Annotated in this window: 24 protein-coding genes; 18 read left to right on the top strand and 6 right to left on the bottom strand. The window is 55.6% G+C overall.

Annotated elements, in window-relative coordinates; all coding sequences use genetic code 11:
* The first annotated feature begins 113 nt into the window (after positions 1 to 113).
* Genes coxB through K5L82_RS14595 form a run of 4 tightly spaced genes read left to right on the top strand, consistent with a single transcriptional unit; the run spans position 114 to position 4,388 of the window.
* Positions 114 to 1,238: a cytochrome c oxidase subunit II gene (gene coxB, locus K5L82_RS14580; protein WP_223134637.1), complete on the top strand. Its 1,125-nt coding sequence runs from the start codon at positions 114 to 116 to the stop codon at positions 1,236 to 1,238.
* Between the two features lie 57 nt (positions 1,239 to 1,295).
* Complete coding sequence (gene ctaD, locus K5L82_RS14585; protein ID WP_223134638.1) at positions 1,296 to 2,879, top strand: cytochrome c oxidase subunit I; 1,584 nt, start codon at positions 1,296 to 1,298, stop codon at positions 2,877 to 2,879.
* Positions 2,880 to 2,893: 14 nt separating this feature from the next.
* Positions 2,894 to 3,484 carry a cytochrome c oxidase assembly protein gene (locus tag K5L82_RS14590; protein WP_223134639.1) on the top strand — a complete coding sequence of 197 codons (591 nt, stop codon included), beginning with the start codon at positions 2,894 to 2,896 and terminating at the stop codon, positions 3,482 to 3,484.
* Between the two features lie 16 nt (positions 3,485 to 3,500).
* Complete coding sequence (locus tag K5L82_RS14595) at positions 3,501 to 4,388, top strand: cytochrome c oxidase subunit 3 (protein WP_223134640.1); 888 nt, start codon at positions 3,501 to 3,503, stop codon at positions 4,386 to 4,388.
* 13 nt (positions 4,389 to 4,401) lie between these two features.
* On the opposite strand, the gene K5L82_RS14600 is transcribed toward K5L82_RS14595, so the two are convergent.
* Entirely contained in the window at positions 4,402 to 4,605 is a 204-nt protein-coding gene (locus tag K5L82_RS14600; RefSeq protein ID WP_133006911.1) for a twin transmembrane helix small protein, read from the bottom strand.
* Between the two features lie 95 nt (positions 4,606 to 4,700).
* Here K5L82_RS14600 and K5L82_RS14605 point away from each other — a divergent pair, with 95 nt between their 5' ends.
* The 7 genes from K5L82_RS14605 to hrpB all read left to right on the top strand — a co-directional run bounded on the left by K5L82_RS14605 (position 4,701) and on the right by hrpB (position 12,662).
* Positions 4,701 to 5,402 carry an SURF1 family protein gene (locus K5L82_RS14605; RefSeq protein ID WP_262492667.1) on the top strand — a complete coding sequence of 234 codons (702 nt, stop codon included), beginning with the start codon at positions 4,701 to 4,703 and terminating at the stop codon, positions 5,400 to 5,402.
* Between the two features lie 33 nt (positions 5,403 to 5,435).
* Positions 5,436 to 6,077: a hypothetical protein gene (locus tag K5L82_RS14610; RefSeq protein ID WP_223134641.1), complete on the top strand. Its 642-nt coding sequence runs from the start codon at positions 5,436 to 5,438 to the stop codon at positions 6,075 to 6,077.
* Between the two features lie 16 nt (positions 6,078 to 6,093).
* Positions 6,094 to 7,191, top strand: coding sequence for a COX15/CtaA family protein (locus tag K5L82_RS14615; RefSeq protein WP_223134642.1), 1,098 nt, complete (start codon positions 6,094 to 6,096; stop codon positions 7,189 to 7,191).
* A complete protein-coding gene (cyoE, locus tag K5L82_RS14620; protein ID WP_223134643.1) occupies positions 7,188 to 8,105 on the top strand; it encodes a heme o synthase in 918 nt (305 codons plus the stop codon). The genes K5L82_RS14615 and cyoE overlap by 4 nt, the downstream gene beginning before the upstream one ends.
* Positions 8,106 to 8,140: 35 nt before the next feature.
* Positions 8,141 to 8,806 carry an SCO family protein gene (locus K5L82_RS14625; RefSeq protein ID WP_223134644.1) on the top strand — a complete coding sequence of 222 codons (666 nt, stop codon included), beginning with the start codon at positions 8,141 to 8,143 and terminating at the stop codon, positions 8,804 to 8,806.
* Positions 8,807 to 8,897: 91 nt separating this feature from the next.
* A complete protein-coding gene (locus K5L82_RS14630; protein WP_133006906.1) occupies positions 8,898 to 10,100 on the top strand; it encodes a YbfB/YjiJ family MFS transporter in 1,203 nt (400 codons plus the stop codon).
* A gap of 87 nt (positions 10,101 to 10,187) precedes the next feature.
* Complete coding sequence (gene hrpB / locus K5L82_RS14635) at positions 10,188 to 12,662, top strand: ATP-dependent helicase HrpB (protein WP_223134645.1); 2,475 nt, start codon at positions 10,188 to 10,190, stop codon at positions 12,660 to 12,662.
* 9 nt (positions 12,663 to 12,671) lie between these two features.
* Here hrpB and K5L82_RS14640 read toward each other — a convergent pair whose 3' ends face one another.
* Positions 12,672 to 13,043, bottom strand: coding sequence for a DUF6746 family protein (locus K5L82_RS14640; RefSeq protein WP_223134646.1), 372 nt, complete (start codon positions 13,041 to 13,043; stop codon positions 12,672 to 12,674).
* 282 nt (positions 13,044 to 13,325) lie between these two features.
* Between K5L82_RS14640 and K5L82_RS14645 the strand changes: the two genes are divergently transcribed.
* The gene (locus tag K5L82_RS14645; RefSeq protein ID WP_223134647.1) at positions 13,326 to 14,501 is read left to right on the top strand and encodes a type III PLP-dependent enzyme; all 1,176 of its coding nucleotides are present in this window, start codon (positions 13,326 to 13,328) and stop codon (positions 14,499 to 14,501) included.
* Positions 14,502 to 14,565: 64 nt separating this feature from the next.
* On the opposite strand, the gene K5L82_RS14650 is transcribed toward K5L82_RS14645, so the two are convergent.
* From K5L82_RS14650 to K5L82_RS14665, 4 genes are read right to left on the bottom strand one after another with little or no spacing between them, the layout of a single operon-like run.
* Positions 14,566 to 15,753, bottom strand: a complete 1,188-nt coding sequence (locus K5L82_RS14650; RefSeq protein ID WP_223134648.1) for a CynX/NimT family MFS transporter — start codon at positions 15,751 to 15,753, stop codon at positions 14,566 to 14,568.
* A 10-nt stretch (positions 15,754 to 15,763) separates the two neighbouring features.
* Complete coding sequence (locus K5L82_RS14655; RefSeq protein ID WP_133006901.1) at positions 15,764 to 16,159, bottom strand: ectoine synthase; 396 nt, start codon at positions 16,157 to 16,159, stop codon at positions 15,764 to 15,766.
* A 50-nt stretch (positions 16,160 to 16,209) separates the two neighbouring features.
* Positions 16,210 to 17,640: a GTPase/DUF3482 domain-containing protein gene (locus K5L82_RS14660; RefSeq protein WP_223134649.1), complete on the bottom strand. Its 1,431-nt coding sequence runs from the start codon at positions 17,638 to 17,640 to the stop codon at positions 16,210 to 16,212.
* Complete coding sequence (locus K5L82_RS14665; RefSeq protein ID WP_223134650.1) at positions 17,637 to 19,052, bottom strand: DUF2868 domain-containing protein; 1,416 nt, start codon at positions 19,050 to 19,052, stop codon at positions 17,637 to 17,639. The genes K5L82_RS14660 and K5L82_RS14665 overlap by 4 nt, the downstream gene beginning before the upstream one ends.
* 82 nt (positions 19,053 to 19,134) lie before the next feature.
* Between K5L82_RS14665 and K5L82_RS14670 the strand changes: the two genes are divergently transcribed.
* The 6 genes from K5L82_RS14670 to K5L82_RS14695 all read left to right on the top strand — a co-directional run bounded on the left by K5L82_RS14670 (position 19,135) and on the right by K5L82_RS14695 (position 25,249).
* The gene (locus K5L82_RS14670) at positions 19,135 to 19,491 is read left to right on the top strand and encodes a DUF6164 family protein (protein ID WP_133006898.1); all 357 of its coding nucleotides are present in this window, start codon (positions 19,135 to 19,137) and stop codon (positions 19,489 to 19,491) included.
* A 19-nt stretch (positions 19,492 to 19,510) separates the two neighbouring features.
* Entirely contained in the window at positions 19,511 to 20,929 is a 1,419-nt protein-coding gene (locus tag K5L82_RS14675; RefSeq protein WP_223134651.1) for a sigma-54 interaction domain-containing protein, read from the top strand.
* 311 nt (positions 20,930 to 21,240) lie between these two features.
* Positions 21,241 to 22,326, top strand: coding sequence for a TRAP transporter substrate-binding protein (locus K5L82_RS14680; RefSeq protein WP_223134652.1), 1,086 nt, complete (start codon positions 21,241 to 21,243; stop codon positions 22,324 to 22,326).
* Between the two features lie 80 nt (positions 22,327 to 22,406).
* Entirely contained in the window at positions 22,407 to 23,024 is a 618-nt protein-coding gene (locus K5L82_RS14685) for a TRAP transporter small permease subunit (protein WP_223134653.1), read from the top strand.
* Between the two features lie 16 nt (positions 23,025 to 23,040).
* On the top strand, positions 23,041 to 24,411 hold the full coding sequence (locus tag K5L82_RS14690) for a TRAP transporter large permease subunit (RefSeq protein WP_133006894.1): 1,371 nt from the start codon (positions 23,041 to 23,043) through the stop codon (positions 24,409 to 24,411).
* Positions 24,412 to 24,466: 55 nt separating this feature from the next.
* The gene (locus tag K5L82_RS14695) at positions 24,467 to 25,249 is read left to right on the top strand and encodes a 3-hydroxybutyrate dehydrogenase (protein ID WP_223134654.1); all 783 of its coding nucleotides are present in this window, start codon (positions 24,467 to 24,469) and stop codon (positions 25,247 to 25,249) included.
* Positions 25,250 to 25,262 lie beyond the last annotated feature (13 nt).

The raw sequence follows: 25,262 nt of genomic DNA on the forward strand, positions 1-25,262 counted from the left end.
TGTATCCATAAGCAGGCTTTCACTCGCGGATGTTCTGGTGTTGCGAGCATTAGAACGAACCGCTGAGGGATGACGCAAAATCCGACAAGAATAACACTCTGTGGAGACACAGTATGCGCGTGCATGCCAAGCGGGCACTTGCCCTAGTTACTGGTCTGTTGCTTCCGACTGTTGTCATGGCCGACTGGACCATGAATATGACGCCGGGTGTAACCGGTACCAGCAATCAGATTTTCAGCCTTCACATGACCATTTTATGGATCTGCGTTGCCATCGGTGTGGTGGTGTTCGGGGTCATGTTTTGGTCGATCTTTGCCCACCGCAAGTCGCAGGGCTATAAAGCGGCCAACTTCCATGAAAACACGTTGGTGGAAGTACTCTGGACCGCCATTCCGTTCGCGATTCTGGTCGCTATGGCGGTGCCAGCCACGGCTACCCTCATCGAAATGTACGACACCACAGAATCCGAGGTCGATATCAAGATCACCGGGTATCAATGGCGCTGGCAGTATGAGTATATCAATGACGACTTCGGTTATTTCTCCAGCTTGTCGACTCCTCGTGATCAGATTGAGAACCGTCAGGCGAAGGGAGAAAACTATCTGCTGGAGGTCGATAAGCCGCTGGTCATTCCGGTTGGTAAGAAGGTTCGTTTTCTGTTGACCGCTAACGATGTCATCCACTCCTGGTGGGTGCCCGAATTTGGCGTGAAGAAAGACGCTATTCCGGGCTTTATCAATGAAACCTGGACCCGAGTGGACGAACCCGGGATTTACCGTGGGCAGTGCACGGAGCTGTGCGGCAAGGACCATGGCTTCATGCCTGTGGTGGTCGAGGCCGTACCTGAAGAGGAATATGTTGCTTGGGTGGCAGAGCAAAAAGAGGCCGCCGAAGCGGAGCGGCAGCTTACCCAAAAAGATTGGACCTTGGATGAGCTGATGGTGCGTGGCGAGAAAGCCTATGCCAGTGCCTGTGCGAGCTGTCACCAGCCAGACGGGGCGGGTATGCCCCCGGCCTTCCCGGCGTTGAAGGGTAGCCCGATTGCTACTGGCGATATGGCGGCCCACATCGATATTGTGGTGAACGGCGTCTCTGGCACCGCAATGCAGGCTTTTGGTGGGCAGTTGAGCGAGGTCGACCTGGCGGCTGTGATTACCTACGAGCGGAACGCGTGGGGTAACAACACCGGTGAGATGGTCACGCCGAAAGAGATCTTCGATTTCAAGAATAAAGAGTAGTTGACGCCAGATAACAACAATCACCAGCCATAAAAAACGGCGGTAACGGGGGTTTTCATGAGTGCGGTTGCAGATACCCACAACCAGGAACATCACCACGGCCCAGCCAAAGGCATCAGCCGTTGGTTGTTGACCACCAACCATAAAGACATCGGGTCTATGTACCTGATTTTCAGCTTTGCTATGTTCCTGCTGGGTGGCAGCATGGCGATGGTCATACGGGCGGAATTGTTCCAGCCGGGTTTGCAGATTGTTCAGCCCGAGTTTTTTAATCAAATGACCACCATGCATGGGCTGATTATGGTGTTCGGTGCGGTCATGCCTGCGTTCGTAGGTTTGGCTAACTGGATGTTGCCGCTGATGATTGGTGCGCCCGATATGGCGTTGCCACGGATGAATAACTGGAGTTTCTGGCTGCTGCCCTGTGCCTTCCTGATCCTGGTATCCACACTGTTTATGGAAGGCGGCGCACCCAACTTCGGCTGGACCTTCTATGCGCCGTTGTCCACCACCTACGGGCCACCAAGCACCACCTTCTTCATTTTCGCCATCCACATTATGGGCGTGTCATCCATCATGGGTGCCATCAACGTAATCGCCACCATCCTGAACCTGCGTGCGCCGGGCATGACCCTGATGAAAATGCCGTTGTTCGTCTGGACCTGGTTGATTACCGCGTTTCTGTTGATTGCTGTGATGCCGGTATTGGCAGGCGCGGTCACCATGATGCTGATGGATATTAACTTCGGCACCAGTTTCTTCGATGCCTCGGGCGGCGGAGATCCGGTGTTGTTCCAGCATGTGTTCTGGTTCTTCGGGCATCCTGAGGTTTACATCATGATCCTGCCGGCGTTCGGGGCCATCTCCCATATTGTGCCGGCGTTTTCCCGCAAGCCGCTGTTTGGCTATCCGTCGATGGTGTACGCCACCGGTGCGATCGCGCTGCTGTCGTTCTTGGTCTGGGCGCACCACATGTTTACCGTTGGCATTCCGCTGGCGGGGCAGCTGTTCTTCATGTACGCAACTTTGTTGATTGCGGTACCCACCGGGGTGAAGGTGTTCAACTGGGTAACCACCATGTTCCGGGGTTCGCTGAGTTTTGAGGCGCCTATGTTGTTTGCGGTGGCCTTTATCATCCTATTCTCGATCGGCGGATTTTCCGGTTTGATGCTGGCCATTGCGCCGGCTGACTTTCAGTATCACGACACCTACTTCGTAGTGGCGCACTTCCACTATGTGCTGGTGCCGGGCGCTATCTTCGGTATCTTTGCCTCCGCTTATTTCTGGTTGCCCAAATGGACCGGCAACATGTACGACGAAACGCTCGCCAAAACACACTTCTGGTTGTCGTTTGTGGGCATGAATCTGGCGTTCTTCCCCATGCATTTCCTCGGTTTGGCGGGCATGCCACGGCGGATTCCGGATTATGCGCTGCAGTTCGCGGACTTCAATATGGTGTCGAGCATTGGCGCCTTTATGTTTGGCGCCACTCAATTGTTGTTCCTGTTTATCGTAGTGAAGTGTGCCCGGGGCGGTGAGAAAGCGCCGGCCAAACCGTGGGATGGAGCAGAAGGTCTGGAGTGGACTGTGCCCTCGCCTGCTCCTTATCACACCTTCACAACCCCCCCTGAAGTGAAGTAACCGGGAGTTTTGTCATGGCTGATCAGCAGCAAGGCAAGCGCAGTAACAGCCGGGTCATTGCCTGGTGCATGACCGGCGTGGTGGGTATGTTCGCGTTTGGATTTGCCCTGGTTCCTTTGTATGACGTGTTTTGTGACATCACCGGAATAAACGGCAAAACCAGTGGCCGCTATGAAGCGGGAACCAGTGAACAGGTGGATGAGAATCGAACGGTTACCGTTCAGTTTCTGGCCAGTAATGGCCCCGGTATGAGCTGGGAGTTCCGGCCAGTGGTGCGCAGTGTGATGGTCCACCCCGGTGAACCGATGACCGTGAAGTTCTTTGCGGCCAATCCCACCGGCAATGACATGGTGGGGCAAGCAGTGCCCAGCCTGTCACCCTCGGAAGGCACCCTGTATTTCCACAAGACCGAGTGCTTTTGCTTCAACCAGCAGCCACTGGAGGCTGGCGAAAGCGTGGAGATGCCGCTGGTTTTTATCGTGGACCCAGAGTTGCCTGAACACATCACCAAGCTGACGTTGTCTTACACCCTGTACGATCAGGGTAAGCCCGTGGAAGTTTCTGGCCCTGCAACGGCAGACACAATAACCAACAATAACGGCTAAGCCATCGGAGAGAACTATGGCGGATCACCAGACCTACTACGTTCCCGAACAGAGTAAGTGGCCTATTGTCGCCACCGTTGGCCTTGGGGTCACCCTCTACGGTGCCGCATCAATCATGGTCAATGGCAATCAAGGTGAAAGTACCACCGGCTCATGGGTGATGTTCTGGATTGGCGCATTGATTATGGCTTACATGCTGTACGGTTGGTTCGGCAGTGTGATTCGTGAAAGCCGGGCTGGCTTGTACAGCGATCAGATGGACCGTTCGTTCCGTTGGGGCATGAGTTGGTTCATTTTCTCTGAGGTGATGTTCTTTGCCGCGTTCTTCGGCGCGCTCTTTTACGTTCGAATGTTTGTCGTGCCCTGGTTGGGTGGCGAGGGGGACAAAGGCAGCACCAACATGCTCTGGGAAGGCTTTCAGGCCAGCTGGCCTTTGGTAAATAACCCGGATCCGGAGGCCTATCGGGGGCCTAAAGAAGTCGTTGGCCCTTGGGGACTTCCGTTGGTGAATACCCTTTTGCTGGTTACGTCTTCTTTTACGGTGACCATAGCCCACCATGCGCTTAAAGCCGGTAATCGGGCCAAAGTGAAATTGTGGCTGGGTCTGACGTTGGCACTGGCCGTGGTGTTTTTGTTTGTACAGGGATACGAATATGCCCATGCCTACAGTGACCTAGACCTAACTCTGCAGTCCGGAATATACGGCAGCACTTTCTACATGCTGACCGGGTTTCACGGGGCACACGTGCTGTTGGGTACCATTATGCTGGCGGTCATGCTGATCAGAATCTCCAAAGGCCACTTTACCGAAGACAACCATTTCGGCTTTGAAGCCGCATCTTGGTATTGGCACTTTGTGGATGTGGTGTGGCTTGGGTTGTTCGTGTTTGTTTACGTACTTTGAGCGCCGGAGTCGATTACGGTGTCGGGTTGAGGGTAATCGAACCGGACCAGAGCGCGATCAATAACAGGACGAGCAACATTACGCTTAAGGCAACCCGGACCGCCAGGGAGTTCACCACTCGCCGGGTTTTGCCGCCATCGTGGATCAAGAAAAACAGACCGCTGAACAAGCTCGCGATGACGGCAAACAGCAGTATGACGATGGCGATTTTAAGCATGGGGGGATCCCGTTGTTATTGATTGTTTTGGCATTGGCGGAAGAGGTTTAGCCCCTCGCCTTATCTTCACTATAGCAAAGCATAGGTAGGCCGTTTTGATAGATCGCCGATGGCATTTTGATTGGCGTTTGCTTGTTTTCAGCGGGTTACTCCTGCCACTACTATTGAGTCTGGGCATCTGGCAATTGAACCGGGCTGATGAAAAGCAAACTTTGTTGCAAGTATGGCAACAACGAGCGAACGATAGGCCTTGGGCGGAAGTTGTGACGGGTGATTTACAACCCGGTTTGCCGGTCTATCTGACGGGGTTTTACGATAAGCAAAGCTGGTTGTTGGATAACCGTACCCGAGACGGAATGCCCGGTTATGAGGTGCTAACGCTATTTCGGCCGCTGGAAGGGCCCGCCGTCGTGGTCAATCGAGGCTGGGTGCCGGGCCTGCGAACCCGAGACCTGTTGCCGATGGTTGAAACCCCTGATGAACTTCTTACATTGGAAGGCCGTTTGGCGGAGTACCCGGAACCCCCGGTCTTGGCCGAAGTAAATTCATCCGAAACCGGTTGGCCGAAACGAGTGCAAGCATTGCCGAAAACCAAGGTTGCCGACTTCGTGCGCGAACCCGCTCCGATGACGGTCATGCTCTCTGACCCAAAACAACCCGGAGCCTATCGCGCCGACAGGGTGCCGGATGTGATGGGACCACAAACTCATTATGGATATGCGGTGCAATGGTTTGCGCTTGCCGCAGTGCTGACTATATTGACTGTAGTAGCGAGTTATAGGCGTAGCGAGACATAACAATAAAGAAAGCCTGAAAGGCAGGAGCCGATCATGACAACGACAACGGCTGACTCCATGAGTGGTCGAGAAACCCCTAGCCCCGAACAAACTCGACGTGGCCGGCGCACAGCGATTCTGCTGTTTGCTGTGGGCTTTGGGCCTATGGTGCTGGCAACCATCATGTTTTACACCGGTTGGCTGAACCCGGCCGGTCACACGAACAGTGGTGAGCTGTTGCAGCCGGTGGTTCCGGTACAGGTATTGAGCCTTGAAACTCATACTGGGGAGCCGTTAGCCGATCGATTTGGTTCTGACAAAACGGATCCCGAGTGGTTAATGCTGGTGACAGCGTCCAATTGCACTGACGATTGTGAGCAATTGCTGTACTTGGCGCGGCAAGTGAACATTGCCCTCGGCAAAGAGGCTGCGCGAGTCAGCCGTGCCGCTTGGTTGGGCGCGATGCCCGCAGCGCTGGATGCGCGCTGGGAGCAGGAATATCAACGTATGGAACGGCTGACGCTGATGCCAGGCACCACGCCGGACTGGCCGGAGGGTGTTAATCCAGCCAAAGAGCCCCGTATCTTGCTAGTTGATCCCTTTGGTAATGTCATGATGCATTACGGCACCGAACACACCGGAAAACAGATGCTGAAAGACATCAAGCAACTGCTGAAGTTATCGCAGATTGGCTAACCGGGAGGGCGATGCGGTGAACCAGACTTCAACCGAGGCCTTGGCCCGAAAACTGGTTGCTTGGTCCACATTGGCCTGCGCACTGGCGGTGGTTGTGATCATGCTGGGGGCATGGACGCGTTTGGTACATGCTGGCCTGGGCTGCCCGGACTGGCCCGGCTGTTACGGCTTTCTGACAGTGCCCCAAGGCGAAACCAACATCGCCATCGCGAACGCGCGTTTCCCCGGTACCCCCGTGGACGTTGCCAAAGGCTGGCCAGAAATGATCCATCGATACGCCGCTGGTACCTTGGGGCTGATAGTTTTTGGCTTGGCCATTGCGGCTATTCGCCATCGTCGCGAACGTTTGCCTTTGCGGTTGCCGTTGTTCATCGCGGGTTTCATTGTGCTGCAAGGCGCTTTTGGCATGTGGACGGTTACCCTGAAACTATGGCCGCAAGTGGTAGCGCTGCATTTGTTGGGTGGATTTACCACGCTTAGCTTATTGCTCCTTTTGACTTTAAGACTACGCAAGAGCGCAGGCATTCAGAATCTGGCGGCGGGGCGAGTGGCAGCCAGCCTCACCAAACTTCGTCCATGGCTATACGGTGGCTTGTTTTTGGTTGTGCTACAGATTGCCTTGGGCGCATGGACGGCCGCGAATTACGCGGCGGTGGCCTGTACAGATCTACCGACCTGCCAAGGTCAGTGGTGGCCGGACGGCATGGATTTCCAACATGGATTCGATATTGCGCAGCAGGTGGGGCCGAATTATCTGGGCGGGCAACTGACAGATGATGGCCGTATCGCCATTCATGTGACCCATCGAATGGGGGCTATGATTGTGCTGCTCTACTTGGGGCTGCTGTTAGCTCGACTTTGGCGGCATCGGGGCAGCAGTGGTCTGAACCGCAGCATCATGCTGGTGGCCTGCGTTCTGGCGCTTCAGTTCAGTCTGGGATTGGCTAACGTCTGGTTGCATATTCCGCTCGGCATTGCGGTGGCTCATAACGCCATGGGAGCCGGGCTACTGCTGTCGATGATCAACCTGATTTGGCGGCATTTCCAGTTACCGCATTCAAATACAGCGATGGCATCCCCTACAACAACCATAACTCGGGAGGTAACGGCATGAGTGAGCAAGCGAAAGCACTGCCGGTGCAAGAATCTACGGGCTCAGTAACACACATCTCGTGGCGCGATTATCTAGAGCTCACCAAGCCACGTGTGGTGGCATTGATGATTCTGACCTCTCTGATCGGCATGTTGCTGGCGGCCCCGGGTGTACCGGGCTGGGGCGTTCTGTTGTTTGGTAATCTCGGCATTGCTTTTTTGGCCGGCGCGGCGGCCGTGGTTAATCACGTAGTGGATCAGAAAATCGATACCGTTATGGCTCGCACCCGCAAGCGCCCGGTTGCCACAGGCCGGATAACTCCCTTTGACGCGATTCTGTTTGCTGTGGTGTTGGCGGCGGTGGGAATGGTCGTGCTCATGTGGCAGGTGAACGAGCTTACGGCCTGGCTCACTCTGGCCTCCTTGGTGGGCTACGCCGGTATTTATACCTTGTTCTTGAAACGCGCTACGCCGCAGAATATAACCATCGGCGGTCTTGCGGGGGCCATGCCGCCCTTGCTGGGCTGGACTGCGGTAACCGGGCAGGTGGAAGGACACGCGTTGCTGCTGGTGTTGATCATTTTTGCCTGGACCCCTCCGCATTTTTGGGCATTAGCCATTCACCGAAAAGAAGAATATGCCAAAGCAGGGATACCGATGCTGCCAGTCACTCACGGCAACAAATACACCGAGCTGCACATTGTGTTGTATACCGTCATGCTGCTGGTGGTTAGCCTACTACCGTTCGCTACCGGCATGTCGGGAGGCATCTACTTGGTGGGCGCTCTGGTTTTAGGCTTACGGTTCCTGCAATATGCCATTCGTTTGCTGAAAGGCGATGATCGCCGGGTAGCCATGGACACCTTCAAATATTCCATCGTTTATCTGATGGCGTTGTTTGTGGTGCTGCTGGTGGATCATTTCGTCTTTTTCTGAGCACTGGGCATAACACTTATCTGACAGGGGGCCTCATGGGGCGTTCGCTACGTATTACGCTGATCGCGTTGTTTCTGATCGTTGCTCTTGTTTTCGGCTTAACGGTAGGGCGCCAGGTGTTTCTGGCGAACAGCGAACCGGCACCGGCGCCAGACTTGAGCGAGTACAACACGTATGTGTACGACCAGCCGCGTGAGTTGACGGAATTCACCCTGACTAATGAACAAGGGAAAACCGTGACTCGGGACGACTTGAAAGGCCGGTGGAGCTTTGTGTTTGTGGGCTACACCAACTGCCCGGATATCTGCCCCGCGGCCATGGCGAATCTGCGTCAAACCGATAAATTACTGTCTGCCGAGCTACCACAGCCGGATTATTTGCTGGTGACCGCAGACCCAAAACATGACACTCCGGACACCCTGAAAGCGTATACCGGCTTTTTTGGCGAACATTTCCACGGACTGACCGGTGAGCTGGACACTCTAAGAGCGCTGGCGAAAAGCCTGAGTGCGGTCTTTGTGCACCGAGAAGTAGACGGTCAGCTTCTGGTGGATCACAGCGGTCACTTTGCGTTGTTGAATCCGGATGGCAAACTTCAGGCCTTGATTCAGCCCCCGCACAAGCCAAAAGAATTGGCGGAAGCGTTTGAACGGATTTACAGCTGGGCCAAGGAAAATCATGCCAGAGCTGCGGGTGCCTGAGCGTATAGGGGCAGAGTCCAGCTGACACAGATAACCGACTATCTTATACTCCGCGGCTATAACCTAATTCTGGCATAGTCGGGTCTTAACCATGAGTTCCTCATCGCAGGTTTCCAGCAAACAGCTATTCACCGTGTTATTGGCCGGCGGTTTGTTGCTGTTGGTGGTACATACCCTTGGCCGATTTATCTACACGCCTTTGTTGCCTTATTTGGTGGCGGATAACCAGATCAGTGCGTCCCAAGGCGCTGCGGTGGCTACCTGGAACTACTTGGGTTACCTGGTGGGAGCCCTGTTGGCTATTCGCTGGCACCGGATCGACCAGATCCGCTTCCTGTTACCGTTGTTCATGGCGGTGCATGTCATCACGACACTGATCATGACTCAAACTGACCATCTCACGGTGATGTCGGTGGTCCGCTGGGTGAATGGTGTCGCCAATGGCGTGATCTTCGTTCAGGCCCCGGCCCTGATTCTGGAATGGTTGGTTCTACGAAACCGCGCGTCTCTGAGCGGGCTGGTGTATATCGGTGTGGGTACAGGACTTTTGGTGTCCAGCGGTTTGGTGACCGGCCCTGCCGATGCTCTTGAAGGTGCGCAGCGCTGGTGGCCTGCCCTGTTGGTATCTATCCCGTTGGGCTGGTGGGGCGTTGTGCAACTGCGAAAGCTTGATGTGCCCGTTCGAGAGCAAGATGATTCCGGCAAAGCGATAACCACCACGCCATTGCTGGATCGCGCCAGTGTGCCGCTGTTCCTGAGTTACGCCGGCGCAGGCCTTGGATACATTCTGCCCATGACCTTTTTGCCGCTGCTGGCTAACCTCGAATTACCGGCCGACCATTTTCTGCAAGACGGCACCTGGATGCTGGTGGCCATCGTGACGATTCCTTCGCCGTGGTTCTGGAACAAACTCGGTGCCGTTATCGGCGATCTCCGAGCGTTAAGACTGAATTTCATCATCCAGTTGGCGGGCGTATTGGCGGCCGTCGTTTGGCCGGGCGCGGTTGGTTTGGTGTTGTGTGCCGTGCTGGTGGGTGGCACCTTTGTCGGGACGGTTTTACTCACCCAAAGAACCGGCCGTGCGTTGCATCCGCATCAAGGGCCAAGGCTGTCGGCAGCGATGGTGGCGTTGTATGGCTTTACCCAAATGGTCGGCCCATGGTTAACCAAGCAGTGGCTGGATGCCGGTGGCACGTTGTTATCTGCATTTGGGATTGGTGTAGCGGCACTGGCCTTTGGATTGGTGTTTGCGTTCTTTGTGCCTCGCCCGGAGGTTTGGCATTCTCGGTCGTGAGCTTAACTTGGCCAACTGAACCTTAGCCCGACCATGGTAACGTCCCGCACCACCCCCAAACCAAAAGGCTAAACCCAACAACAGCCCATGCTCCCAATAGAAACCATACTCCCAGAGCTAACCCAAACGCTGAACCAAAGCACCACAGCCTTGCTGCAAGCCCCCCCGGGAGCCGGTAAAACCACCAGGGTGCCATTGGCGTTGTTGGAAGCCGAATGGCGGGATGACCGAAAAATTCTGATGTTGGAACCGAGGCGGCTAGCGGCCAGATCTGCGGCGCGGTTTATGGCGAAACGGTTGGGGCAAGCCCCGGGGCAGATTGTAGGCTACCGGACCCGGTTGGATACCAAGGTTTCTGCGAACACCAAGATTGAAGTGGTCACCGAAGGCATTCTGACGCGCCTGATTCAGAACGACCCCATGCTGGAAGACTACGCTGCCGTGCTCTTCGATGAATTTCATGAGCGGTCCCTGCAGGCCGACCTGGGCTTGGCGTTGGTGCGGGAAACCCAGCAGGCGTTGCGGGAGGATCTTAGGATACTGGTGATGTCGGCGACTCTGGATACCGCGCCAATTGCCAAAGTACTGGGTGATGTGCCAGTGATCAGCAGTGAAGGCCGGGCGTTTCCGGTAGACGTGATGTACCGACCGCTGCCACGCAATGGCCGGGTGGTGGATCAGGTGGTGGCGGTGGTGCAGGAGGCTCTGCAGGATCAGACCGGGTCGGTGCTGGTGTTTTTACCGGGGGCTGGTGAAATTCGGCGGGCCGAACAGCAATTGCAGCGGCAGTTACCCGCCAATGTTCTGCTCGCCCCGCTCTACGGCAATTTGAAATCCGAGGAACAGGACCGCGCCATATCACCTGCCCCCGAGAGGGCGCGAAAGATTGTGTTGGCCACCGCCATTGCTGAAACCAGTTTGACCATTGAAGGTGTGCGGGTGGTGATTGATGCCGGCCAGCAGCGTCGGGCGGTTTTTAATCCTAACAGCGGCATGACTCGCTTGGTGACCGGCCGAGTCTCCAAAGCTTCTGCAGAACAGCGGAAAGGCCGGGCGGGGCGTATCGAACCGGGTGTGTGCTACCGACTGTGGAGTGAATCCGAACAGTTTGGGCTCGCGGATTTTACCCCGCCAGAGATTCAAGAAGCTGATCTGGCGCCTTTGGTATTGGAGTTGGCTCAATGGGGCGCTCGTACGCCTGATCAGGTGGCGTGGATTGACTCTCCGCCTCTCGCCCACTGGCAGCAGGCGGTCACGTTGTTGCAGTGGCTGGATTTGCTTGATGCCGAAGGTGCCATAACCGACCACGGCAAGGCCGCTCGGGAACTGGGGATGCATCCGCGCTTGGCGCACATGGTGCTTAAAGGGCGTGATTTGGGGTTGGGGCAACTGGCGGCTGAGTTGGCCGCGCTGCTGGAAGAGCGGGATTTGTTGAGCCCCGGTTCCGGGGCGGATCTGCACGAACGCATCCGGGTGTTGCGCGGCGAACGCGGTCATCGCGGGCTAGATGTGGCGCGGTTGAACGCGATCAAACAAGCAGCGAAACGACTTCACCGAGGGGAAACAGCTTCCGGGTTGCCGACCGAAACCGACGTCGGCCGGGTGTTGGCGCAGGCCTACCCTGACCGCATTGCCCGCCGCAGACCGGGCTGTACGCCCCGTTACCAATTGAGTAACGGGAAAGGTGCGGTGTTGCGGGAAGATGACGCTTTGGCACGCCACGAGTGGTTGGTCGCTGCCGATCTGGACGGCAAAGCCCGGGAAGCGACCATATACTTGGCGACACCGGTGGATCTTGCTGACCTAGAGCAGGACCTCGCGGCTCATATTGAGGATCGGGAAGAAGCCCTGTGGGATGATAAACGGGGCACCGTCGTGGCGCGAAAAGTTCGCATGCTGGGTTCTTTAGTGTTGGCTGAGAAGGCTTTGGCTCAGGTCGCGCCAGAATTGTTTCAGCAAGGACTGTTAGACGCGGTGCGTCGTAAAGGTTGGGATAGCCTGCCCTGGACTCCAGCAGCCCGGCAATGGTGCGCCCGAGTGCGATTACTGGCAGGAGAGTATCCCGGCGAATGGCCAGAGGTCAGCGGTTCTGCGTTGCTGGACACCTTGGAAATTTGGCTGGCGCCTTATTTAACAGGCATGAAACGTTGGACCGATTTGACCGGTCTGAATCTGGTTCAGGCGCTGAATACACTGCTGGATTACCCACAACAACAGCGGTTGGAAGAACTTGCCCCCCGTGCGCTGACGATACCCACCGGCCAGAGCGTCACCCTCGATTACAGCGCCGACAACGGTCCCGTGCTGGCGGCCAAGCTGCAGGCGTTATTTGGCTGGACGGAAACCCCCAAAGTTGCCGGGGGCCGCGTACCGGTGGTTATCCATCTGCTATCACCGGCCCAGAGGCCGTTGGCGGTCACCGCAGATTTGGCCAGCTTCTGGCGTAATGCATACCCCGAGGTGCGTAAGGACACTCGAGGGCGTTACCCCAAGCACCCTTGGCCGGAAGACCCGCTGACTGCGCAAGCACAGCAAGGCATCAAAAAACGACCGGCCAAGTGACGCAGTCGGCTATTTAATAATTGTGCGAGTTTTGGTCAGGTAAATCTGGCCTTCTTTTTTTACGGTGTCCGGGTCCGCGTGCTCTGAGGCCTTGTGCACCTTCTCGAGCCGCTCGGCAATATCTTCCAGCTCGTCATCCAGTTTGCCTAAGGCGTTTTCCAGGGTGTAGGTCAGCTGATGGACTTCGTGCAGCGACTCCGGGGTTAAATCCCTGGAAAGCACCTGTTCCAGCTTGTTGTTGTAGTCGGACAAATTCACAACGGCCTGGGTCAGAGTTTCCGCGGGTTCGCCTTTGAAATGGTTGTAGTCCTCGCCTGCAAACGCCGGAAAAGTAAACAGCAAGGTGGCAGCCGCGGTGGCCAGTTTTAGTGTTAGTGCCATGACAGGTTCCTTTACCCAGTTAGTGTAATGAGAATGATTAACGATATCGTTTGCGCTGTCTTTGAGATAAGTTAAGTTTTCCCGACCACCTGGAAAATTCCACCATGGCCCGCTGACATTGGCGGTTTTACTCGCTCCAAAAAACAGGGTTTATTATGGGTATATCTGCGCATTTGTAGTGTTTCAGAAAAAGCCCGATGATCGCGCAATCAAGGGGGTGCTGCAGCCGTGCTGCAGTGCCTTTTTTTATGTCTGCTTTCCCTATGGAGGGATGCACCACTGATGATCGACGCAGCCAACGCGAATATTGCTGATTACTACAACGCCGACACTTTTCAGCGTATCAAGGCTTTCTCGGAAACTAAGGAAACGCCCTTTGTTGTGATTGATACCGCCACCATTGACCGTCAGTACGACGAATTGGTGGAAGGCTTTCCCTACGCGAAGGTGTATTACGCGGTAAAAGCGAATCCGGCCCCGCAGATTCTGACTCTGCTGAAAGACAAAGGTGCCAATTTCGATATCGCATCGGTGTATGAGTTGGAAAAAGTAATGGCGTTGGGTGTCACCGGCGATCGAATCAGCTATGGCAACACGATCAAGAAGGTGAAAGACGTTCGTACCTTCTATGAAAAAGGTGTGCGCATGTTTGCCACGGATTCCGAGGCGGATCTGCGTAACATAGCGAAAGCTGCGCCTGGCTCGAAGGTGTACGTGCGTATTCTGACAGAAGGTACGCTCACGGCAGACTGGCCTTTGTCTCGGAAGTTTGGCTGCCAGACCGACATGGCGATGGATCTGTTGATTCTGGCCCGTGACCTGGGTTTGGTGCCTTACGGTGTGTCGTTCCACGTGGGCTCTCAGCAGCGTGAAATCGGTGCCTGGGATGCCGCGTTGAGTAAGGTAAAAGTCATCTTTGAGCGTCTGAAAGAAGAAGACGGCATTGAGCTGAAAATGATCAATATGGGCGGTGGTTTTCCGGCCAATTACATCAGCCGTACCAACGAGCTGAGTGTTTATGCCCAGGAAATTGCCCGTTTCCTTGAGGAAGACTTCGGTGCCGATCTCCCGGAAATCATCATTGAGCCGGGCCGTTCGCTGATTTCCAATGCCGGTGTGTTGGTGAGCGAGGTGGTGCTGATTTCGCGAAAATCACGCACCGCATTGCACCGATGGGTGTTTACCGACGTGGGTAAGTTTTCGGGTTTGATCGAAACATTGGATGAAGCGATCAAGTTTCCGATCTGGACAGAAAAGGAAGGGGTGGGCGAAGACTGCGTGATTGCCGGGCCAACCTGTGACAGTGCCGATATTATGTACGAGCATCACAAGTACCCGTTGCCTTTAAATCTGGCGAACGGCGACCGGATGTATTGGTTGTCTACAGGTGCCTATACCACTACTTACAGTGCGGTAGAGTTCAACGGATTCCCTCCGCTGAAGGATTACTACATCTAAAAGGTGTGGCGGACTGGCCGAGGTTAGCTGCCTGGGCGACCTCGGCCTAGGCCGCATCATTGAATCAGGTGCGGTTCAGCTTTAACCCGAAGGCGATGGGCAATACCAATACGCCGTAGGCAAAAATGGCCCAGACCGCATGACGGATATCGCCGGTCCAGTCTGCCAGAACCCCGCCCAGCATCGGCACGGAAAACGCCAGCGTGTAGCCGACCAGAAAAGTACCAGCGGACAGCCGTCCGGTTTCTTCGGACGGCACCAGAAGTGGCGGCAAGGCCACGAGAAGGATCAGCAATATTCCCGCACAAAAGCTCATGAAGGTGGCGCTGATGATCGACGGCCAGCCGGTTAGTAGAAGTGCACCGAGAGTCCCGCTAATGCTCAGAATGGCCATAATGACGATCAAGCTGCGGAGTCCTACCCACCGCCGTGCCATTTTTAGCATAACCAGAGAGGCGAAGACTTGCGCAAAGTTGTACCAGAACAACGCGTCCGGGAGCATGTCGAAGTTCCCCTGTTGTTCCAGCAGGTTGCCCATGTAAGCGTTGAGCCCAAAGAAGGATGAGCCGGATAGCCCCAGCAGTAAGCCCAAGCGAAGGGTCAGTGGGTTCTTCCAGTCAGGTAGCCAAGCGGTTTTCCGTAGCGGCCGAGCCAAATCCCGCTTGGGAAGAAACAGCGCTGCAGCGACTAACAGTGCCGGCAGCGACCAGGCCAGCAGGGTGGCACGCCAACTGTTTTCCAGCAAAGGCATCAGCACCGGCAGAGTAATGCCGGCCCCGATGAACTCGCCCATCAGCATGCCATTCATGTAAATAGCGGAGCCGATGGCCAGATGATGCGGCTCAAGCCACCGCGGTAACAGAGCCGGTAAGGCCGGCTGCATCATGGCCACACCAAGCCCCATGATCGCGCTGGCGATCATCAGTGTCAGGGTATCGGGCACTAACCCCCTGCCCGCTGAACCAATCACCATGATCAACATGGCTAGCGCCAGAGTGTTACGCGGGCCTATGCGGGAAATGGCGAGTGAACCGGGCATAGCGCCAATGGCGAGCATCAGAATAGGGAGAGTGGTCAGTGCGCCGGTGAGAGCTTGAGTCAGGCCCAGCTCGTCACTGATGAACGGTGCAAGCGGCGGCGCCACCAGCACAGGAATTCGTAAGTAAACACCGGCTAACCAAAGCAACACCGCCACCGGCAGCAGCTTGGCTGGCGATGGCGATGTGCTTGTTGCGGCGAGTTTTTTTGCCACGACGCGCGAATCAGTCTTCGCTGGTGTCGGGCAAGTAGGCACCGTCTTCGTCGTGAACTTCCTGGCCGGTCACTGGCGGGTTGAAAGAACAGATCAAACGCATGTCTTCAGTGCCACCGCGCAGGGTGTGTTGGTCGTGCTGGTCGAGTGCGTACAAAGTCCCGTCGGTGATTTCATGGGTTTCACCGGTGGCTTTGTCCGTAATGGTGCCATTACCGGCTACGCAGTAAACCGCTTCCAGGTGATGCTTGTACCACAGGTTCAATTCGGCACCGGCCGGGATGATGGTTTCGTGGAAAGAGAAACCCATGCCGTCTTTTTTCAGAAGCATGCGGCGGCTGGTCCAGCCCGGGCCCGTTACTTCGCGTTCGGTACCAATAATGTCTTGCACTCGTACGATTTTCATTCACATTCCTCATTGTGTGATGGAATAGCCTTACAGTATAAACATGCCCCTCAACCGCGGTTCAACCGCCAGTTGTCATAAGCGGCCATCGCCTGACCAATCGCTTGTGCGAGATTTTGCCGCTGCGAATGGCTCAAGGCTCTTTGTTTTCGGCACCGGTCCAGCGCTCGTTGGATCTCTCGCCGACTGGTTTTATCAAGCTGTTCCAGCCAGTGCTGATCGGCTGGCTCCAGTGCCAGCAAGTCGCGCCCTGCGTGGTTTCGGCGGCTGATGTGCCACCAGTGGTCGACGGCTCGCCCGAGAATGACATAGCCAAACTGGCTGTCCTGAACCGGGCCAAAGGTGGCGGACTGCAGTCCGTTCTGCAGAGGGCCGATATTGAGCGCTGGCAGCACCAAGCGATCGCCGTAAAAATAACTTCCCGCTGCGCCAATCAAGCCACCCACGAGAGCCCCCGTGCCCAATGAGGAGCCAAAGGTAAGCGCATCTACACCTGCGCCGCCCATGGCCCCGGCCCCGAACCCGGCGGTAGCCAGATACTTTTTGCTGACCGCCCAATGTTGGCGCGTATCTTCCGAAAACAAGTCGTGCTGGTTAGCCCATTCCAGCTCGGCTTCCTGACGAGTGATACGTTGGTGCTGGTAAAGGTGTTCGATGTCGATGCGCAGGGATTGCTCGCGCCGGCGCTGTCGTTTGTACCAGCGGTCTCGAAGAATTTCAGCGAGTGTCGCTTCGCTGGTGCTGGCGACTTGGTCCAGCGTAAGCGTGCGTTTCTCCTGATAGCTCATCAATTCTTCCAGAGCCCGGGCGATCATGCTGGCCGCCAGGCGCTGGCGCTGGCTTCGCTGCTCGGCCAGTAGCTGCGTGGCTTCCCCCAGAGGCTGTTCCCAGTCTGGCTCTAGCTGACCAAAGGTTCGCAAAAGGCCTAGATGTTGCTCAAACGGAGCGCGAACTGCATCGAATTTGCGTACAACTTGAAAGAACTGGCCAAGCGCTGATTGCCACACATCGCTGTAATCATCGGGACCAATGCTGTTGATCAACGCCAAGCTCGGGCGTCCGGTCCAGCGCAGGATGGTCATTTCCGCTTCGTGCTCGGCGCTGTACGGCACAGAGCCATCGACCACGTAAATAACGCCGGCACCTTCGATGATGGGGGTAAGCAACTCGCATTCGTCCACGTAGCGTTCGTCGCCTTTGTGCTGAAGTACGAAGGCTCGAACTGTATCGGGGTGGTCTGATGCCGACAAACTGTGAGCTTCCAGCCATTGCAGTACGCGTCTTGGGCGCTGAAAGCCGGGGGTGTCGGTCAGCGTATAAAGCTGTCGGCCATCCACCGTTAACGGGTAGCGCTGGCTGGCTCGGGTGGTACCGGGTTCGAGTGCGATGGCGATGGCGTCATTCTGAGACAGGGTCGCGACGACGCTGGATTTGCCTTTGTTCGGATGGCCGACAACCGCAAATACGGGTGATTGGGTCATAAGGTGGACGCTCCCGTGATCTGATAGGGGGTATCCGGCGGAGGTGGCAGCAAAGCTACCGTGGCAAAACCTTCGGGAAGCCTTTCGGTAAAGCGTAACCAAGGCTGAATTAGAGGGTTTTTCGGACACTGATTGGCATCGTTGGCCAACGGCAAAATCATGACTCGAGTGCCGGCAGGCCATTGCTCCCAAGCCTGTTCCAGAAAATCATGTAACTCGCCGGTGGGCGGCTCCCAGCAACGGGTAACCAGGATGACGGCTGGCGAGTTTTCCTGCGCAAAAGTCTTGGCCAAGGTGGCTAAAACGTGATCGTCTTCGGCTAACGAAGCTCTGCCCCCCGCTTTCAGAATTTGGCTGTCGTGCATGGTTAATTGCAGGGGCAATTCGGGCTCGCCGGCACCAGCCCAGCAAATCAGGTGACGGGTGTCGCACAAATCGCTGGCGGTGGTTCGAGTGCGGATATCCGGCAGGTCGTCGGCATCATTATGTTGGTTGCCGGTGTCGAGTGTGGGGGTTTCCATTCGGTACAGCAGCGCTTGCATGCCTGGGTGGCCGCGCAGCAATTGGCGCGCTTTACGGGCTGTTAGCCAGTGGCCCAGTCCTAACAGTAGCATTCTTGGAAGCATTACCCAGGTGACCCAGAGCATGACCACAAACGGCCACCAGCTGCCCCATTGCTCCGGGGTTGCTCCTTGGCTGGCGGGTGCGGCCCGGAAGAAACGAGTTGCTTCAACAAGCTCCAGAGATGGCACGGCAGAAGGCCACAACAACGACCAGGGTGTGGCGATGGTTTGAACTAAGCGGTGATAGCTAGCGGCGGCGGTATCGAGCGTGGTACTCCAGCCAAATGCCAAATCCTGAATGACCAGTAAAATGAATAAAGTGAACAAGCCGGTCAGGGCAAAGGCAACACCACCCGTGTGTCCGGCACGAGCCATGAGTGCCGGTTGTAGAGGAGCCAATGCACTTTCCGGCGCTTGCAGATTAAGGCGTTTGGTAAGCCAGGACCATGGCTGCCAACCCATCAGCGATTGCGCAGTGGTCGCAAGAGCCAGCAATAGTTGTAAAAGAACGAAGGCAAGAAACACGGTGATGTTGATACGTTGGCCGCCGTCGTAGAAAAGCAGGCCAGCCATCGCGAACACACCGAAAAACGCACCAACGGTAGCGAACCCGCTGTTGATGCGTTGCCACTGTTGTTGCACTTTGCGCCCAGCTTGCTCTTCGCTGCCGGGGCCGCTGAGTCGCCGCATATGATCGAGCCAACGCTCAGGAGTCGGGCTGATTCCCTGTTGTTCACAATCAAGTGCAAAGCGACGGTCCCGGCGGTGCAGAAATGCCGGGGATTGGTCCCTGTCCCGCTGGAAGCGGCTGTCTACGTCCAGCAATAGACGGAGGGTGTTCTGGCTCATGCAGAGTCCTGATAAATTCGATCGGGTTTGCTTTCCTGCTAGGATATAGCCAACGACGCTAACGAAGCCAGCCGGAAACCCTATGCCCCACCACTTGATGAATCTTCGCAACGTACCGGATGATGAGGCCGATGACATCCGCGCGCTGTTTGAAGAGCACGATGTCCGATACTACGAAACACCACCGAGTCGATGGGGCATCAGCATGGGCGGTTTTTGGGTGCATGATGATGACGAAGCGGCCCGGGCAAGAGCATTGTTGGATGACTACCAAGCGCAACGCTTGGCCCGGCAGCGCCAGGAATACGATGCCCGTTGTGAGCGGGGTGAGACCGGCCTTTGGCACCAGTTCCGTTCCCGGCCGGTAACATTTCTTGCGGCAATCATTGCGATTGCCGCTATTCTGAGTTTGACGTTGCTACCATACATTCGTCTGTAGTGACGATGGCGAGCCTTTCATGAAGCAAATTTTTCCTGATAAAAACAAAACCGGTTTGACCCGTGAGCTAATCGACGCAATGGCACCCATGTTTGAGCAGGCCAGTGCCGGAGCCATCGTTATTGATGTGGAGAGTCGCATCACCTGGATCAATCAATGTTATGCCGATTTGTTGCAATTACCGTCTCCCTCGTCGGTGGTTGGCAAAGAAATCTGGCGTGTGATTCCGCATACCCGAATGCCGGAAGTGGTTGCGACCGGAAAACCAATGCTGCTCGATATCATGGAGCACAATGAACAGCAGTTGGTGGTTTCTCGTCTGCCCTTTTATGACAATAAAGGCGCGGTCGTTGGTGCCGTGGCCTTTGTGCTTTACGACGACGTTCAGCCGTTGACGCCACTGGTTTCCAAGTTTCGGCGTTTGCACCAGGATTTGGCCGCTGCCAGAAAAGCGTTAGCCAAAAAGACCCGCGGCACTCGCTACAGTCTGACCGATTTTGTGGGTGCTAGCCCCCAGGCATTGGAAGTAAAACGGAGGGCTCGACTGGCATCCGGCCGAGATGTGCCGGTGTTGTTATTGGGTGAAACCGGCACAGGTAAAGAAGTGTTGGCACAGGCGATTCACTCCGCTTCGGAACGAGCGGAAAAACCGTTTGTCGGGGTTAATTTAGCGGCGGTGCCGGAAAACCTGCTCGAAGCCGAATTTTTCGGCGTTGCACCAGGGGCCTATACCGGTGCGGACAAGCGCACACGAGACGGCAAGTTTCAGCTGGCCAATGGCGGCACGCTGTTTTTGGACGAAGTCGGTGACATGCCCTTACCACTGCAAGCAAAGCTGTTACGTGTGTTGCAGGAAGGCGAAATAGAGCCGCTGGGCTCGAACAAACTCAGTTCTGTGGATGTTCGGGTGATTGCAGCTACCAGTCGGAATCTTGACGAGATGATGGCTGAAGGCAGCTTCCGTTCCGATTTGTATTACCGGTTGAACGTACTGGAAATTTGGATACCGCCACTGCGTGAGCGCTTGGTGGATCTGGGGATTTTGTCTGAGGTACTGTTGGGTGAAATCTGTGAAAGCCAAGGCCTGCGTGGTGAAATCACCGATGCCGGTATTGCGGCTTTGGGCGCTTATCATTGGCCGGGGAATATTCGGCAATTGCGGAACGTGCTTGAGCGGGCTCTGACCATGAGCGAAGAAGGTGAGCTTTTGGATGCAGATGCTATTCTGAAAGTATTACCCGGTGGCGATGCGGAGTCGGTCGCTAAAACGCCGTTCCGCCCTGTACGACCGCTGGCTCGGGTTGTTGCGGTGGCGGAAGCTCAGGCAATAGAAGAGGCGTTGGCGGCGTGTCGCGGTAATCGTACGCGAGCGGCGAAGCTGCTTGGGGTTTCGCGTTCGGTTCTGTATGAAAAACTGGCGAGATTGTCCGGAAAATAGGACGCATGTCCGGATTTCCAGACATTCAACTAAGACCTTTTGCGTTTTTTGTCCGGATTTCCGGACGTCCATATCGCACGTTTAGCATTGTGATTTGGTAAATTTCATTAAAATTCAGTGACTTATGTTGTTTGGCATAAGGGTTGCTGTATTGCGGGTGTAGTACGTCAGAACAACGCTTGAATAACAACTGACGCAACACTGTTGGACCACATAACCGCGCCAGTTGGATTTCCAGCGTTGTCTGATTCTATAAAAAGCCTACCGGCGGAATGACCGGATGGCGGACAACAACAAGAAGGATCCAATACATGTCGATCAAGCAAAAGCTCTCTCGTCTTACGTATGGCATCACTGCCGCGGCAGTGATCAGTGGCGGCCTCGCCAGCAGTGATGTACTCGCAGCCGAGAAAGTGCGCTGGCAAGTACCTCTGGCCTTCCCCTCGCATCTGATTGGTCTGACCACTCCGGTGAAGCATTTGAGTGAAAATCTCAAAGCAATTTCCGATGGCGACATTCAGTTGCGTTACTACGAGCCCGGGGAGCTGGTTCCACCGTTTGAAATTATGGATGCCGTTGGTAGCGGCAAATACCCGGCCGGTTATACCTGGGTCGGATATGATCAAGGCACCATTCCCTCCCTGCCGCTTTATTCCGGTGCGCCCTTCAATATGGAGCCACCCGCCTATCTGGCTTGGTATTACCAGGGTGACGGCCGTGAACTGCTGGAAGAAATCTACGCCGAACGCAACATTCACCCCATGCTATGTTCCATCATAGGCCCCGAGGGTGCAGGTTGGTTCGCGGAACCTATCAAAGGCGTGGAAGATTACGACGGCCTGAAAATTCGTTTTGCCGGCATCGGCGGCAAAGTTCTGGAAAAGCTGGGAGCTTCGGTGACCATGGTTCCTGGCGGCGAAATCTATCAGGCGCTTGAACGTAAGACCATTGACGCGACCGAGTTCTCCCAGCCTGCGATCGACAAGATGTTGGGGCTTGATCAGATCATCAAGAACTACATCATGCCGGGTTGGCACCAGACCCTGACCACCTCTCACCTGCTGGTGAACAAAGATACCTGGGAAGGCCTGGAGCCCGCGTCTCGCGCGTTGATCGAGATGGGTTGCGAAGCCGCCACGCTTAAGGGCTTTGCCCAGAGCGAGTGGGCGCAGCCTACGGCCTTGCGTGATTACGAAAAGGAAGGTGTAAACGCCCAAACCCTCCCAGAGCCAGTTCTGCGTGAGTTACAAAAGGTCACCGCCGAAGTGTTGGACGAAATCGCGGCCAAAGATCCGATGTTTAAGCGGGTTCTGACCAGCCAGCGCGACTTCATGGAACACCACTCCATCTGGCACTCCAAGGGCTACCTGCCCCGGGATTTCTACCAGTACGACTGATCACTGGATGATGATCATGACAGGCAGCGAATCAGCGCTGCCTGTTGTTCTCTCCTGCATCCGAAAGAATCGAGGTAAACGTGACGGACTCCAATACACCGGTGGGCGATCCAACCCTGCCCTACGATAAAGAGGGATTGCCCTCCAATGCACTTTCAACGCGACTGGATTGCCTCGTGGTCGCTGTCGGCCGACTGAGTTCCTGGCTATGGATAGGCGTGCTTTTGGTGGTACTGACAAATGTGTTCTCGCGCTATGTACTGCAACAAGGGTCGATCGCTCTGGAAGAGCTGTCCTGGCACCTGTTCGGGATCGCCACCATGCTCACGCTGGGTTACGCAGTGGTTCTGGATGACCATGTCCGGGTTGATGTGTTGAAAGAAAAGTTTCCGCTGAAGGCCCAAGCCTGGATAGAGCTGCTGGGAATCTTTTTTCTGGCGCTGCCGATTATCTATCTGATGATCGATGCACTGGTGCCATACGCTTGGAAAGCCTGGATCTATCAAGAACGTTCGCAGGCGCCCAGTGGCCTGCCGTACCGGTTTATTTTCAAGAGCATGCTGCCTCTTGGCCTGCTGCTTGTCATGGTGGCTTTATTCTCACGAGCCACCCGGTGCTCCACCTTGCTGTTTGGTTTTCCGAGAGCCATAGCGCCCACCCACGATGATCGCCGTTCCGCCGGCCATCCCAATCCTTGAGAACGAGACAGACGCTATGGGTGTAGAAGCAATTCTAGTTATCGCCATGTTTGCCAGCTTCATGTTTTTGCTGTTGCTGGGTTTTCCGGTGGCCTGGTCGCTGGCCGGTATTGGTCTGGTGTTCGGCATCGTCGGCCACGTCATGGTCGAGTATTTCGACTCCCCGATTTGGTATACCTGGCAAGGCACCATCGGTGTACTCGACGCCAGAATCTACGGCATTGTCGCCAATGAGTTAATGGTCGCGCTGCCGATGTTTATTTTTATGGGCATTATGCTGGACCGCTCCGGCATTGCTGAGAAACTGATGCACAGTCTGGTGCGGGTCTTGGGCCCTTTGCGCGGCGGCTATGCCGTGACCGTCGTCATCGTCGGAGTGTTGCTGGCGGCCTCTACCGGCATTGTCGGTGCCTCCGTTGTGCTCTTGGGCATGCTGTCGCTGGGACCGATGATGCAGGCCAAGTACAACAAGTCGCTGGCGGTGGGTACCGCATGTTCGGTGGGTACTCTGGGCATTTTGGTGCCGCCCAGCATCATGCTGGTGCTGATGGCCGATCGGCTGGGTACGTCTGATGCGTCTGTAGGCAAGTTGTTTATGGGCGCCCTGATCCCTGGGGTAATGCTCGGTGCCATGTACATCCTGTACATCCTGATAGCTTCCTTCATCAAGAAAGATCTGGCGCCGGCGCCGGAGAATCGTGAGCCGCTCGATGCCAAAGCGATTCTCGGTGTGATCCAGGCGGTGTTGCCGCCGATGGTGCTAATCATCGCGGTGTTGGGGTCGATTTTCTTTGGTATCGCCACCACCACCGAAGCTTCTGCCGTGGGTGCCGGGGGCGCGTTGTTGATGGCTTTTGTCAGCAAGCGCTTGAGCATGGAAACACTGAAAGAGTCGTTGTATCAGACCAGTCGCACGTCAGCGTTTATCTTTGGCATCTTCATTGGCGCCACGGTGTTTGCGTCGGTGCTGCGCGGATTGGGAGGTGACGAGGTCATCGAAGGCGCCATTACCGGTTTGCCCTTTGGCACGACTGGTGTGTTGCTGACGGTGCTGTTGATCACCTTCCTGCTGGGCTTCTTTCTCGACTGGGTTGAGATCACCTTGATCGTGCTGCCGCTGGTGGCGCCGGTGTTGTTCAAGATGGGCGTGGAGCCCGTGTGGTTCGCGATCATGTTTGCCATTTGCCTGCAAACCTCGTTCCTGACCCCTCCGGTCGGCTTTTCACTGTTCTACATCAAAGGTGTGTGCCCACCGGAAATCACTACTCGGGACATTTACCTGGGCGTATTGCCCTTCATTGCATTGCAAATACTGGCGTTAGCGTTGGTGTTCTGGTTTGAGCCGCTAGCAACCTGGCTGCCCAACGAAGTCTATGGCGGCTCTTGAGCCCACTTGCAGTGTTAACGACAGATCATAACGAAACAACAATAAGGGAACTGTGATGAAGCGTCTTCAACAGCAAACAGCGCTAGTAACAGGGGCTGGACGAGGTATTGGTCGGGCTATTGCGGAACACTTCGCCCGCGAGGGTGCCTGCGTGGCCGTCGCCGATCTCACGCTGGAAAGTGCGGCAGATACTGTAGCCGTGATTGAGCAGGCGGGCGGCACGGCGATGGCTCTAGCTATGGACGTGACCGATGAAGAGGCGGTAAGCCAAGGCGTTGCCGCGATTGTGGAAAAGTGGGGGCGGCTGGATATCGCCCTCGCGAATGCTGGTATTCAGCACATTGGGCCGGTACATAAATTGGCCTATGCCGACTGGAGTAAGGTGATGCATGTGCATTTGGACGGTGCGTTTCTGGTTACCAAAGCGGCGCTGAAGCAAATGTATGAGCAAAACAGTGGCACCATGCTATACATGGGGTCGGTGCATTCGCTTGAAGCGTCGCCCCTGAAAGCACCCTATGTAGCGGCCAAGCACGGCATGCTCGGATTGTGTCGAGCGGTGGCAAAGGAAGGTGCGGAATTTGGCGTGCGCAGTAACATCATCTGCCCGGGCTTTGTACGCACCCCGTTGGTGGATAAACAGATTCCTGAGCAAGCCAAAGAACTGGGAATCTCGGAACAAGACGTCATCAGCAAAGTCATGTTGAAGAACACCGTCGATGGCGAGTTTACAACTGTGGACGATGTGTCGGAGCTCGCGGTCCACTTGGCGGCCTTCCCATCCAATGCTCTAACAGGGCAATCTATGGTGGTCAGCCACGGTTGGCATATGCAGTAATAATTATCTGGAG

This window comes from Marinobacter sp. AL4B, assembly GCF_019916045.1.
GTDB lineage: Bacteria > Pseudomonadota > Gammaproteobacteria > Pseudomonadales > Oleiphilaceae > Marinobacter.